Here is a 12,848-nt window from a genome sequence, read left to right on the forward strand (position 1 = left end):
CCCACAGGGGATAGAGGTGTTCCTAACAGTCAAGCCGCGTCGCTGAAATCGTACTTCAGTTCGTTGTCCACGGCGCTGATACGCACCCCGGCCAGGGCCTTGCCTTCGAGCATGCGGGTCAGGAACTCGCGGCTCATATCCGGCAGCAGGCTGTTGGTCAGGATGGTGTCGATCATGCGCCCGCCGCTTTCGGTTTCGGTGCAGCGCGAGACGATCAGATCGATCACCGCGTCGTCGTAGTCGAAGGCGACTTTGTGGGTGCTCTCTACGCGCTTCTTGATGCGGTTGAGTTGCAGGCGGGTGATGGCCTTGAGCATCTCATCGCTGAGCGGGTAGTACGGGATCGTCACCAGGCGGCCGAGCAAGGCCGGCGGGAAAATCTCCAGCAGTGGCTGGCGCAGGGCCTTGGCGATTTCTTCCGGCTCGGGCACGTTCTGTGGGTCCTTGCAGACCTGGGCGATCAGCTCGGTGCCGGCGTTGGTGGTCAGCAGGATCAAGGTGTTCTTGAAGTCGATAACGCGGCCTTCGCCGTCCTCCATCACACCTTTGTCGAACACCTGGAAGAAGATCTCATGCACGTCCGGGTGGGCTTTTTCCACCTCGTCCAGCAGCACCACGCTGTACGGTTTGCGCCGCACGGCTTCGGTCAGCACACCGCCTTCGCCGTAGCCGATGTAGCCCGGTGGCGCGCCCTTGAGGGTGGACACGGTGTGGGCTTCCTGGAACTCGCTCATGTTGATGGTGATGACGTTCTGCTCGCCGCCATACATGGCTTCGGCCAGGGCCAGGGCGGTTTCGGTCTTGCCCACGCCGGAGGTGCCGGCGAGCATGAACACGCCAATCGGCTTGCTCGGGTTGTCGAGGCCGGCGCGGGAGGTCTGGATGCGCTTGGCGATCATCTGCAAGGCATGGTCCTGGCCGATGATGCGTTTTTTCAGGTGCTGGTCGAGGTTGAGCACGGTTTCCAGTTCGTTGCGGGCCATGCGGCCCACCGGGATACCGGTCCAGTCGGCGACCACCGAGGCCACTGCCTGGTAATCCACGGTCGGCAGGATCAACGGGGTTTCGCCTTGCAGGGCGGTCAGGCGCTGTTGCAGGTCCACCAGTTTCTCGCGCAGTTGGTGGCTTTCGTTGTCAGAAGCTTCGCTGTTGTCTTCGCTGTCCACCACGCCGACGCGTTCGCGCAGGGTAGCGCGAGTTTCCAGCAGTTCGTCCACCAGGGTCTTCTCTTCGGCCCAGCGGCTTTCCAGCTCGGCCAGGCGCTCGCGCTCGGCGCTCAGCAGGCTTTCGCTGTGGGTCCGGCGGGTGCCGATGACCACGCCAATCGCGTGCTCACGGGCGATGATTTGCAGCTCGGTTTCCAGCGCTTCGATGCGCCGCCGGCTGTCGTCCACTTCGGCCGGCACGGCGTGCAGGCTGATGGCGACGCGGGCGCAGGCGGTGTCCAGCAGGCTCACGGATTTGTCCGGCAACTGGCGCGCGGGAATGTAGCGGTGGGACAGCTTGACCGAGGCTTCCAGGGCTTCGTCGAGGATCTGCACCTGGTGGTGTTTTTCCATGGTCGAGGCCACGCCGCGCATCATCAGCAAGGCCTTGTCTTCCGACGGCTCGGCCACTTGCACCACCTGGAAACGACGGGTCAGGGCCGGGTCTTTTTCGATGTGCTTCTTGTACTCGGCCCAGGTCGTGGCGGCTACGGTGCGCAAGGTGCCACGGGCCAGTGCCGGTTTGAGCAGGTTGGCCGCGTCGCCCGTGCCGGCGGCGCCACCGGCACCCACCAGGGTGTGGGCTTCGTCGATGAACAGAATGATCGGCTTGGGCGAGGCCTGGACGTCTTCGATGACTTGGCGCAGGCGCTGTTCGAATTCACCTTTCATGCTCGCGCCGGCCTGTAACAGGCCCACGTCGAGGCTGCGCAATTCCACGTCCTTGAGGGCCGGTGGCACGTCGCCGGCGACGATGCGCAGGGCGAAGCCTTCGACCACGGCGGTCTTGCCCACGCCGGCTTCGCCGGTGAGGATCGGGTTGTTCTGTCGGCGGCGCATGAGGATGTCCACCAGTTGGCGGATCTCTTCGTCACGGCCGACGATCGGGTCGAGCTTGCCGCTGCGGGCCTGCTCGGTGAGGTCGACGGTAAAGCGCTTGAGGGCTTCCTGCTTGCCCATGGCGGCCGGGGCCATGGCGCCGCTGGCTTCGCCCGGCACGGCGCCGGCGTTGAACCCGTCGCTGGCGGTCAGGGCGTTTTCCGGCGAGTCGCCGACGTATTCGTCAAAGCGCTCGCTCAGGGCTTCGACCTTGACCTTGTCGAACTCCGACGACAGGCCCAGCAGCGCGTGGCGCAGGCTTGGCGTCTTGAGGATGCCCAGCACCAGGTAACCGGTGCGCACCTGGCTTTCGCCGAACATCAGGCTGCCATAGACCCAGCCGCGTTCCACGGCTTCTTCCACGTGGGACGACAGGTCGGTGATCGACGTCGAACCCCGTGGCAAACGATCCAATGCCTCGGTGAGGTCGCGGGCCAGGCGCGCCGGCTCGATGTTGAACTGGCGGATGATGCGGTGCAGGTCCGAGTCCTGCAGTTGCAGCAACTGGTGAAACCAGTGGGCCAGTTCCACATAAGGGTTACCGCGCAACTTGCAGAACACGGTGGCGGCTTCGATGGCTTTGTAGGCCACGCTGTTGAGTTTGCCGAACAACGCGGCGCGACTGATTTCACCCATGCTCATGGCTCCTTGAGGTCTGTGAGGTGTTGGCCTGTTCGGCGTAATGCCGGGCCAGTATTAAATCGTTGGCATCTTTTTCAGGACGTCCCAGCCAGGTGTTGAAGCCCAGGCGGAAACGGCCATTGAGTTGTAGTGCGGGCACTTCGGGCTGTTCCAGGACCAGGTTCAGGTCCCAATCCAACTCGTGACCCAGGTATTCGGCGACCCAGGCTACCAGCTCGTTGAACGGTTGGCTGCCGGGCAGCATGCCCATGTAGTCAACGAGCTTGAGTGGCCCCAGGCGAATGCGGAATTTGTGCTGGCGGTCCCACACGAAGCGGCCCAGGCAGAAGTCCACGCCCAGTTGCGCGTTGACACCGACGCGGCTGCGTTCCGGCAGTTCCAGCCATTGGCCGACGTACTCTTCGATTTCCACCGGCAGGCCGAAGTACTCGCTGAGGATCGCTTTCAAACCGTCCGGGTAGCGGGTCTGCGCCGACAGGTGGCCGCTGTAGTGCAGTTTCGCCGTGTCGGGGATCAGCCCTTGGTTGAGCAGGCTCGGCATGCCCCGACCGCTGAGGGCCGCCAGGCGCGCCGACCAATAGTCATCGTTGGGGCGGTCATGGCTGACCGTCGGCCGCGCTTCGGCCCAGGCCCGGTAGAACAGGCTGAGCAGGCGATGGTGGAACACATCGAGAAAGCGCTTGCTGGTGCTGTCGCCATTGTTGCGTTGGCGCTCGCGCACGTATTCGGTGATGTGCAGCGGCATCGGGCCGTTGGGGCCGCCGAGGCCGAAGAAGAACTGCTCCAGGCGCGCCGGCGTACCGTCGCCGCCCGGTTGCACCGAGGCGAGGGTGGCCGGGGCGAAGGTGCAGTCGGCCTGTTGCCCGAGGCGCAACGGGTCATCGGCCAGGCGCAGGGAATGGCCCAGGCGCGGCAGCTCGGGGGATTCGCACTCGATGCGCCGCAACGCCTGGAAGAAGTCGTATTCCCAGGGTTCCTGGTGCATCGCCTCCAGGGTACTCACAGGGTCGGACGACGTCCGGGCTTGGCTTTCCATCGCATGATCTCGCCGCGTTCGGTGGTACGGATCACCGTCTCGGTAAAACTGTTGATCGACACGTAGCGTGCCAGGAAGCGCTCGAACACCGCACCGAGCAGGAACACCCCGGTGCCGCGAAACGCGTTTTCATCGAATTCCAGGGTGATCTCCAGGCCTCGACCGAACACGATCGGGCCGGGCATCGGCAAGCGCCGGGTGCAGGCCTTGCTGCTGACTTCCCGCAGACCTTCGATCTGCAATTGCAGGGCCGCGTCGTTGCTGTCGCCGTACAGGCGCAGCAATTCGCGCAGGGCCGCGGCGCCTTGGCCTTGCTCGCTCAACGACAAGTAGTTCAGCGACAACTGGCTGATCAGCCGCCAGGCCTTGGCATCGTGGGCATGGCTGGCCCGTGGGCGACTGGGACCTGCCACGCAGCGCACGGCGCCAACCGGGGCACTGTCGGCCAGGGTGAAGTCGGTCTTGCCGTTGCCCACGCTCATGAACAGCGGCAGGTCGCGGTTGGTGCACAGCGCGGTCACGCCGAGTTGGCGCAGGTCATGGCGGTAGGGCGCTTGCTGGCTGTCCACCAGGCTGACGAAGGTTTCGCTGCCGATGTAGGTCGAGCGCGGGCCGTTGCGTCGTTGGTCGCTGGACAGCACGCGCGGTTCGCGCCGTACGGTGTAGTAGGCCTGGTCGCGGCCATAACGGGACGGATCGCGCACGGCGTAGAACGGTAGGAACGGTTGCTCCGGCCCGGTGCCGTGGCCAGTCAGGCCACTCAGGGAATGCACTTCGAAATCCATCGGCCGGGTTCGGTCGGCGATCACGTGGTGTTCGTTGACCCGTTCCGACAAGTGGATGCGATCCAGGCGCTTGGGAAACAGGTTGATGGCCGGGGTGCAGAACGGTAGGAACTGCGAAGCTCCCACGCTGCCTTCCAGGCTCGGATCGTGCCGGTCGAACAGCACGATCAGCTCCAGTTCCTGGCCGTCGCAGCGCTTGACCGCGCGGCTCAACTGGGTGAAGTCGACAAACAGGAAACGGTGGGGCAGGGCGAAGTATTCCTGCAGCAGGCGATAGCCCTGGAAGGCCCGCGACACTACCGGCAACGCGGCGTCGGCGTCGTCGAAACCGCGCGAGCGCAACGCATCCTGGGGCAGCCGCTCCACCCAGTCGCCGCCGGGCTTGCGGGCGAACACCGCGCAGGCATTGCCCAGCAGTTGTTCATAGAGGCGGAAAGGCTGCTCATCGGCGCCGCTCAAGTACAGCGGCAGGTTGTCCAGGGCCAGGCTGTTGAACGGCAGTTCGGCGCCGGTGCGCAGGGTCAGGCGCAGGCCGGCCTTGGCCTTCGGTTCACTGGCGGCCAGGCGCCCGAGCACGGCGGACGGATTGCCGAAATACTCGGCCTGGCTGACCTGCAACGGCCACAACGTCACCGCGTGGGCGGTGCGGTACTCGCAGCAGGTCTGGGTTTCGCGACCCAGGGCGGCGCGCAGGACGGTGTCGCGAGGCAGCGGGAAACCACTGCTCAGCGAGCCTTCGTCCGGGTCGGCCTGCATTTGCACCACGGTCATCGACGGCGTCGGCGCCAGGTAATGCGGGTAGGCGATTTCCAGCAGGTTGTGGGTGAAGGTCGGGTACTCGGCGTCGAGCTTGAGCTGAACCCGGGCCGTCAGGTAGGCGAAGCCTTCGAGCAGGCGCTCGACATACGGGTCGGCGCAGTCCATGCCGGCCAAGGTCAGCCGACTGGCGATCTTGGGATATTCCTTGGCGAACTCCGCCGCGCTTTCGCGCACATGGTGCAGTTCCTGGTTGTACAGCTCCAGCAGGCGCGGGTTCATGGGCGTCTCCGCTGGTCGGCGTTGACCACGCGCACATGGCCGGTTTCCAGGTCCAGGTCGGTCTGCAGCATCAGCCGCAGCGGCACCGGCTGGGCCCAGAGGTCGCCTTCGATCTCGAAACTCAACGCGTTATGGTTCATCTCGGCCGTCGCCCGGGCCCGCACTCGCAGGGTGTGGCGCAGGATCCGCGGTTCGAAGGTGGCAATGGCCTGGTGGATCAAGGTTTCCAGGGCCGAGACATCGACGTTCGACGCGCTGTTGCCGGCCAGGGCCGGCAACCCGAAATTCACCACCGAAGTGCCCGCCGGGGTGTGCAGCGTGGCATCGGCGTCGAGCAGGGACGTGGTGTTGAGCAGCCACGCCAGGTCACGCAGCACCGAGGCCTTCAATTGGGTCAGGGAGAGCACGCGCTTGTCGGCGCTTTCCTTGGGGTTGGTCGGATCGTCGTCGGTCAACCGGTCCAATAGGGAGGGTTGGAGGCGATCGCGAGTGGCGATTTCGGTTACCACGTGAAAAGGCCCGTGTAATCCTTCTGGTCACCTGTGCCAGTCATGCAGCTGGCAGTACGAGCGATTATCGAGGGTTCGAGTTGTCCATTGATCTGGCGTATGGCGCGATACTCGGAGCGACACTCCTGATTGTTATGGGGGCCAGCAGATACATGGACAACGATGACAATAGGCACCTCGCCGAAGGTCTCGACGTGGGGTTTGCCTTGTCGATCGACCCTGAACTGGCAGGGCCAGGCCAAGTCGAGTGGCATCAGGGTCTGGTCGGGTTTGCGCAGCGCGCAGCGCGCCTGGTCGTTCGCCAGCTTCAGCGTTTGCCCGTCCATCGAGACAACCTGCTCCACCGCTAGGGAGGGCGTTGCCGAGGGGGATTGCTCCTGGGCACAGGCGGTCAGGCTGGTCAACAGGCAGCCGACCCATATCGCGCAATGGGCCTTGATCATACGAGCTCCCAGAACCAGATCGCTCGGGCTCGATAGGCCGGGTCGTCATAACCTAGGGTCAGGCCACGGTTCCAGAGGTCGATATGATCGCCGGTGCGACCTTCCGCGGCTTCTCCCACTTGCTGGAAACAATCCTTGAAGAAAATCAGGCCAGTCTTGTCTTGCAGCTTGCGCCGGTCCGCGGCCGTTCCGCCAAGGATCAACGGGCGGCCCAGATGATGTTTCCACAACCAGTTTGCCAATGACTCGGCCCCACGAGCATGCCCATGGGCACATTTGGGTTCGGTGTAGGTGGACTTGTTGACCTTGATGGTCAGTTCAGTATTGAGCGTGATGCTCATGCGAATCGCGCATTGGTTTGCCCAATGGCCGTCGCAAGGTTTCGCGTCGGGATAGGTCACCAGCAAATCGGAATACGCTTTCCACAAATTGACAAACGAAGGCTTGGCCATGACTCAGATACCACGTGGGAAAGGGTTGGATTCGAGCAAGCACCAAACACCCCCGGCGCGTGGCACCGGGGGCGTGTTCGATTACACCTTGATGTTCTGACGGATGTTCCAGCCGAACTTGACCGGACCGCCTTCCTTGGTGCCGTCGGCTTTCTGTGGCTGGTAGTCCACCAGCACCTTGGCGAAGTTCAGGGTGACGTTTTCGGTCAGGCGATCATCGCTGCCCGAGCCGCCAGTGCTCAGGGACGTGACCAGCACTTCTTCCAGGTTGATGATCATGTACTCGACCTGGCTTTCACCGCCGGCCTTGCGCACGGTCAGCTTGACCTTGTCGATGTGCTTGCCGCTGGCGCAGTGCATCATCAGGTTCGGCGACGCCTTGTCGACGTACTTGGTCAGGGACAGGTCCTGGACGTTGACCTTGCCCGCACCACCGCCGCTGCCCACGTGCATGTTGCCGGACTGGGACATGCCCCAGCTCCAGTTCAGGACATCGATCTCGTCCTTGTGGGCCTTGTCCATGGACTCGCCCTTGATGTCGCCAATCTTGATGAAAATATCAACAGCCATGTTTTCTCCCTGTGTGGTCTTTACCACATTGTTTGGTTGACGCTGACCTTGCGAAATTACTTTGAATGTCAGTCAAGACACCGAACCTGTGGGAGCGGGCTTGCTCGCGAATGCGGTGGATCATCCAACATCGCAGCCGACTGACCGGACGCCTTCGCGAGCAAGCCCGCTCCCACACAGGAGCGAGCCCTTTCCAACTAAACCTCTGTTTACGCGCCCTTGGCCGAAGGCAGTTTCGATACCAGGCGCAGCGACACGGTCAGCCCTTCGAGCTGGTAGTGCGGGCGCAGGTAGAACTTGGAGTTGTAGTACCCCGGGTTCCCTTCGACTTCTTCGACGATCACTTCAGCAGCAGCCAATGGATGCTGGGCCTTGGTGGTCTCGGTGGAGTGCGCCGGGTCACCGTCGACGTAGTTGAGGATCCAGTCCTGCAACCAGCGCTGCATCTCGTCCTTCTCTTTGAAGGAACCGATCTTGTCGCGCACGATGCACTTGAGGTAATGGGCGAAACGGCAGGTGGCGAACAGGTACGGCAGGCGCGCGGCCAGGTTGGCGTTGGCGGTGGCGTCCGGGTCGTCGTATTCGGCCGGTTTCTGCAGCGACTGGGCGCCGATGAAGGCCGCGAAGTCGGTGTTTTTCTTGTGCAGCAGCGGCATGAAACCGTTCTTCGCCAGTTCCGCTTCACGGCGGTCCGAGATGGCGATTTCGGTCGGGCACTTCATGTCCACGCCACCGTCGTCGGTCGGGAAGGTGTGGGCTGGCAGGTTTTCCACTTCGCCGCCGGACTCCACGCCACGGATGCGCGAGCACCAGCCGAAGTGTTTGAACGAACGGTTGATGTTCACCGCCATCGCGTAGGCAGCGTTGGCCCAGGTGTACTTGGAGCTGTCGGCGCCGTCGGTGTTTTCTTCAAAGGCGAAGGCTTCCACCGGGTCGGTCTTGGCGCCGTACGGCAGGCGCGCCAGGAAGCGCGGCATGGTCAGGCCGATGTAGCGCGAGTCTTCCGATTCACGCAGCGAGCGCCAGCCGGCGTATTCCGGAGTGGTGAAGATCTTGGTCAGGTCGCGCGGGTTCGACAGTTCCTGCCACGAGCCCATGCCCATCACGGTCGGCGAAGCCGCAGCGATGAATGGGGAGTGCATGGCCGCGCAGACTTTCGACAGTTCGCCCAGCAGTTCCACGTCCGGTGGCGACTGGTCGAAGTAGTAGTCGCCCACCAGGCAGCCGTAAGGTTCGCCGCCGAACTGGCCGTACTCTTCTTCGTACATCTTCTTGAAGAGCGGGCTCTGGTCCCACGCGGTGCCCTTGAATTTCTTCAGGGTCTTGTGCAGGTCTGGCTTGGAGATGTTGAGCACGCGGATCTTGAGCTGCTCATCGGTCTCGGTGTTGTTGACCAGGTAGTGCAGGCCGCGCCAGGCGCTTTCCAGTTGCTGGAAGTCCGGGTGATGGATGACCTGGTTGACCTGGGCGGTGAGCTTGGCGTCGATGGCGGCGATGATCGATTCGATCGACTTGATGGCGTCGTTGGACACCAGGTCGGTCTGCGCCAGGGCCTGCTCGGCCAGGGTGCGCACGGCCGTTTCAACGGCTTCGCGGGCACGCTCGGTCTTGGGCTTGAATTCTTGCAGCAGCAGGGACGCAAACTCGCTGGTTTCTTGGGTGGCGCCCAGGTTCTGCACGCCTTCGCGGGCGGTATTGTCAGTCATGATCATTGGTCCTGTGCTGGCTTCGGCGCGCTCGCCAGGGCCTGCAACAGCGCTGGGTCCTTGATCGCCTTCATGATGATTTCTTCGGCACCGGTCTTGCCGTCCATGTAGGTCAGCAGGTTGGCCAATTGGGTGCGCGCTTCGAGCAGCTTGTTCAGCGAGTCGACCTTGCGGGCGACGGCCGCCGGGCTGAAGTCGTCCATGCTTTCGAACGTCAGGTCCAGGCTCAGGTTGCCTTCGCCGGTCAGTTCGTTAGGCACATGGAACGCCACGCGCGGCTGCATGGCCTTGAGGCGCGAGTCGAAGTTGTCGACGTCGATCTCGAGGAACTTGCGGTCGGCCACCGGTGCCAGAGGCTCGGCGGGCTTGCCGGCGAGGTCGGCCATGACGCCCATGACGAAGGGCAACTGGACCTTTTTCTCGGCGCCGTAGAGCTCGACGTCGTACTCGATCTGCACTCGAGGCGCGCGGTTGCGCGCGATGAATTTCTGAGAACTTTGCTTCGCCACGTTGCTGCTCCTGGTCGCTTGAGCGACGGTGTTGGCGTCATCGGGGGTGCCGGTGACGTGACTGCGTGATCCGCTCGCTTTTTATTCGCTGTCTGGGCCGCGCAGGTTTTCAAATTGACTCATGCCGTCGGGAATCAGGTTGCGCACGATGGCCGCGAAGTCGGCGTGCACCAGATTCTTGGCCCGGTTCAACAGCACCGGCAGCGGGCTGGAGGGCTCATGACGGGTGTAGTAAGCGAGAATCCGGTCCAGGCTGCGCAGCACGTCGTCGCGGTTGTTGATGTCGCCGCTAACGGTGCTGGTGCTGTTATTGGTGTAGCGCGGTGCGCTTGTGACACCGGCATGTTCGGTGGGCGCTGCGCTGTCGTCGCTGACGGGCTCGGCCTGGGCGTTGTCGCCACTCTGCGGGGCGAACTGGCCGAGAATCTGCAGGGCCATTTTCAACGGTTGCTTCAACGGGCCTAGGTCCACGCCTTGGGCGGAACCGACCTGGTCGCTGACCTGCTGCTCGATGGCTTCGGCGGCGCTGCGCGCTTCCAGCAGGGCGGCACGGATGATCTCCAACTGCTCGGGATCGCTGTCGAGCAGGGCCCCGGCGAGCTGTTCGGCGCCGAGGTTTTCATCCGGGAAACTTTGCAGGCCGCTGGCATTGGCGGCGGCGCGCAGGCTGACGGCACCGAAGGTGCGCGAACGGGTCAGGATGCTCTCGCGCAGCAGGCGGATGGTGACATCGGACGTCAGGCCGGCGAGGGCATTGATGCGCACGGTGGGGTCGTTGTCGTCATCGGCGTCCAGGCGCGGATGCAGTTCGGCCCAGTATTGCTTGAGCAGCTCGCTGATCAGCGTCAGCACACGGGCCATGCCCGGCAGGCCTTCGAGGGCCAGGGAGCTTTGCATCAGGTAATGGGTGATGCGCAGGTCTTTGCTGCGCGCAAGCAAGTCCAGGCTCTGCTGCTGGATGCTGCGCCATTCAGGGGGTTCGGCAGGCAGGATCGAATCGCCCATGCTGCGCTCGGGTTGGCCCCGGGAGTCGCGCTCCAGGCGCAGGAAATCCGCGTCATATTCCAGGTCTTCACCGCACGGCGAAGTCGCGGAAACGGCGGCGAGCAGCAAAGGCACATCCACTTGGATCGATCTCCCTATCACCCGCTTGAAGAAGTCGGGCAGTTCACACGCAAGTTTCGGATGAAACTCCACATGTTCCTTGACGGTAATGGCCCTTTAGATCTGCAATGATTTTAAAGTGCCATCATGTATATTCAAGAAGTTGTGCATTTTTGGTGTAGTACTTATCGCTTGTCAAGGTAAGCTATTTCGCCTGTGTATGCCCTATGTAACAGTTGTGATGCGCTTAACAGCCTGCCCGACCCACCGGTCGAAGCGGCAACTGACGTGGGGTTTTTGTCACGCAAGCCGGTTATGATCAGCAATCATGCTGGCAAAAAGCCGTTCCCACGGTTGTTGGCAAGGTTGCCGGCGGGTCGTCAGGGCCTCAAACCCTCACTCCCGCCCGCGCGCGAAGTATTCAGCAAGGAGGCAAGATGCCGCTGTGTTTGACTATCACTAGTTATCACAAAATTACCCCAGGCCAGTGTTCTGAAAAGTCCATGGATCAGGGAGTGATGGCAATTGGCCGCAATTCCGATAATGACTGGGTATTACCGGACCCCGAGCGTCTGGTTTCCGGTAAACATTGCGTTATCCAATACAAAGACGGGCGTTATTACTTGACCGATAACAGCACCAATGGTGTGGAATTGGTCAAGGCCGGCGTGCGCCTGCGCAAGGGCAACAGCGAACCCCTGCAAGACGGCGAAGTGATCCGCATCGGTGATTATGAAATCCAGGCTCGCGTGGATTTCAGCCTGCCGGTCACCGACAGCAACCCGTTCGCCGAGTCCCCCAGCAGTTTCGAGGCCTTGATGGGGCAACAGAGCGCGCCGGTATATTCGCCGTCGCCGATCCCCGGACCATCGCCGGTCCAGGTGCCTGCGCATTTCCAGGGTGTGTCGGCCATGGACACCCTGCCGGACCTGTTCGATTTCCTGGCCCCGAGCAGCGTCCCGCCGGCCACCCAGCCTGACCATGTCCCGGCCGAGCAACACAATTTCCGCCCGCCGACACCGATTGCCCAGCCGAGCCCGCCGCCGGTGATCGAGCCGGTGATAGCGCCGTCCGCCTCGGTGATACCCGACGACTGGGACCCGTTCAGCGACAAGCCTGCGCCGGTGGCGGTTGCGCCGCTGCCCGTGGCCCCGCCGCCGGTGCCGTTACCGCCGGTGGTCGAGCCAGTCGCGCCGCCTGTTGCGCAGCCGCCGCTCGCCGACATCTTTGCTGACATCATTGCACCGCCGCCGGCCCCCGTGCCTGAAGCGTCGGTCACCCGCGTCGAGCCCCCGGTCGCACCGCCTGTTGCGCCGGTTACCCCGGTGGCTCCAGTGACTCCGACTGCTCCGGCCGAGTCTGCCCAGCCCGACTTGCTGCAAGCCTTCCTGCGCGGTGCCGGGCTGGACCAGTTGCGCCTGGACAAGGCCAATGCCGAAGCGCAGATGGAAAACATCGGGCGCAGTTATCGCTTGATGGTCGAAGGCCTGATCGATGTCCTGCGCGCCCGCAGCAGCCTCAAGGGTGAGTTCCGCATCCAGCAGACGATGATCCAGCCGGTGGAAAACAACCCGCTGAAGTTCGCCCCCAATGTCGATGAAGCCCTGTTGTTGCTGTTGCGCCACGGCAACCAGGCGTTCATGGCCCCGGACGCGGCGGTGCGCGACAGTTTCGATGACTTGCGCGCCCACCAGTTGGCGGTGATGGCCGGTGTGGAGGCGGCCATCAAGCATTTGCTGGGGCGCTTCGAGCCGTCGCAACTGGAAGAGCGCATGGCCAAGCCCGGCGGACTGTCGGGTATTTTCAGCGGCTCGCGACAGGCCCAGTACTGGCAGCAGTTCACCGAGCTCTACAGCAACATTTCCCGGGAAGCCCAGGAGGATTTCCAGGACCTGTTCGGTCGCGAGTTCAGTCGCGCCTACGAAGAACACAGCACGCGACAGCGACGCCGTTGAGCGGCGTCGCCTTAT

At 63.1% G+C, this 12,848-nt stretch carries 11 protein-coding genes; 1 reads left to right on the plus strand and 10 read right to left on the minus strand.

Annotated features, from left to right (window positions below; genetic code table 11):
• Positions 1-29: 29 nt before the first annotated feature.
• The 10 genes from tssH to tssA all read right to left on the minus strand — a co-directional run bounded on the left by tssH (position 30) and on the right by tssA (position 10,899).
• Positions 30-2,720: a type VI secretion system ATPase TssH gene (tssH, locus tag HU715_RS27035; RefSeq protein ID WP_186710276.1), complete on the minus strand. Its 2,691-nt coding sequence runs from the start codon at positions 2,718-2,720 to the stop codon at positions 30-32.
• Positions 2,713-3,762, minus strand: a complete 1,050-nt coding sequence (gene tssG, locus HU715_RS27040; RefSeq protein ID WP_186710273.1) for a type VI secretion system baseplate subunit TssG — start codon at positions 3,760-3,762, stop codon at positions 2,713-2,715. Before tssG ends, tssH begins: the two co-directional genes overlap by 8 nt.
• Positions 3,726-5,585 carry a type VI secretion system baseplate subunit TssF gene (gene tssF, locus HU715_RS27045; protein ID WP_186710267.1) on the minus strand — a complete coding sequence of 620 codons (1,860 nt, stop codon included), beginning with the start codon at positions 5,583-5,585 and terminating at the stop codon, positions 3,726-3,728. The genes tssG and tssF overlap by 37 nt, the downstream gene beginning before the upstream one ends.
• A complete protein-coding gene (tssE, locus tag HU715_RS27050; protein ID WP_039593609.1) occupies positions 5,582-6,094 on the minus strand; it encodes a type VI secretion system baseplate subunit TssE in 513 nt (170 codons plus the stop codon). The genes tssF and tssE overlap by 4 nt, the downstream gene beginning before the upstream one ends.
• Positions 6,088-6,537 (minus strand): hypothetical protein, encoded by a 450-nt coding sequence (locus HU715_RS27055; RefSeq protein WP_186710265.1) that lies wholly within the window; start codon positions 6,535-6,537, stop codon positions 6,088-6,090. Before HU715_RS27055 ends, tssE begins: the two co-directional genes overlap by 7 nt.
• Positions 6,534-6,989 carry a T6SS effector amidase Tae4 family protein gene (locus tag HU715_RS27060; protein WP_186710264.1) on the minus strand — a complete coding sequence of 152 codons (456 nt, stop codon included), beginning with the start codon at positions 6,987-6,989 and terminating at the stop codon, positions 6,534-6,536. Before HU715_RS27060 ends, HU715_RS27055 begins: the two co-directional genes overlap by 4 nt.
• Before the next feature lie 81 nt (positions 6,990-7,070).
• A complete protein-coding gene (locus HU715_RS27065) occupies positions 7,071-7,559 on the minus strand; it encodes an Hcp family type VI secretion system effector (RefSeq protein WP_003177228.1) in 489 nt (162 codons plus the stop codon).
• 209 nt (positions 7,560-7,768) lie between these two features.
• On the minus strand, positions 7,769-9,265 hold the full coding sequence (gene tssC / locus HU715_RS27070) for a type VI secretion system contractile sheath large subunit (protein ID WP_186710263.1): 1,497 nt from the start codon (positions 9,263-9,265) through the stop codon (positions 7,769-7,771).
• 2 nt (positions 9,266-9,267) lie between these two features.
• On the minus strand, positions 9,268-9,774 hold the full coding sequence (gene tssB / locus HU715_RS27075) for a type VI secretion system contractile sheath small subunit (protein WP_003177230.1): 507 nt from the start codon (positions 9,772-9,774) through the stop codon (positions 9,268-9,270).
• 81 nt (positions 9,775-9,855) lie between these two features.
• Positions 9,856-10,899, minus strand: coding sequence for a type VI secretion system protein TssA (gene tssA, locus HU715_RS27080; protein WP_186710259.1), 1,044 nt, complete (start codon positions 10,897-10,899; stop codon positions 9,856-9,858).
• A gap of 416 nt (positions 10,900-11,315) precedes the next feature.
• On the opposite strand from tssA, the gene tagH reads away from it, so the two are divergent.
• Positions 11,316-12,833: a type VI secretion system-associated FHA domain protein TagH gene (tagH, locus tag HU715_RS27085; protein WP_186710257.1), complete on the plus strand. Its 1,518-nt coding sequence runs from the start codon at positions 11,316-11,318 to the stop codon at positions 12,831-12,833.
• Positions 12,834-12,848 lie beyond the last annotated feature (15 nt).

Source organism: Pseudomonas zanjanensis (assembly GCF_014268745.2).
In the GTDB taxonomy this organism is placed as follows: domain Bacteria; phylum Pseudomonadota; class Gammaproteobacteria; order Pseudomonadales; family Pseudomonadaceae; genus Aquipseudomonas; species Aquipseudomonas zanjanensis.

What these genes read in the sequence shown, in the direction of transcription:
- tssH (WP_186710276.1), bottom strand. Translation starts at nt 2,720, where the DNA reads ATGGGTGAAATCAGTCGCGCCGCGTTGTTCGGCAAACTCAACAGCGTG.
- tssG (WP_186710273.1), bottom strand. Translation starts at nt 3,762, where the DNA reads ATGGAAAGCCAAGCCCGGACGTCGTCCGACCCTGTGAGTACCCTGGAG.
- tssF (WP_186710267.1), bottom strand. Translation starts at nt 5,585, where the DNA reads ATGAACCCGCGCCTGCTGGAGCTGTACAACCAGGAACTGCACCATGTG.
- HU715_RS27055 (WP_186710265.1), bottom strand. Translation starts at nt 6,537, where the DNA reads ATGATCAAGGCCCATTGCGCGATATGGGTCGGCTGCCTGTTGACCAGC.
- HU715_RS27060 (WP_186710264.1), bottom strand. Translation starts at nt 6,989, where the DNA reads ATGGCCAAGCCTTCGTTTGTCAATTTGTGGAAAGCGTATTCCGATTTG.
- HU715_RS27065 (WP_003177228.1), bottom strand. Translation starts at nt 7,559, where the DNA reads ATGGCTGTTGATATTTTCATCAAGATTGGCGACATCAAGGGCGAGTCC.
- tssC (WP_186710263.1), bottom strand. Translation starts at nt 9,265, where the DNA reads ATGACTGACAATACCGCCCGCGAAGGCGTGCAGAACCTGGGCGCCACC.
- tagH (WP_186710257.1), top strand. Translation starts at nt 11,316, where the DNA reads ATGCCGCTGTGTTTGACTATCACTAGTTATCACAAAATTACCCCAGGC.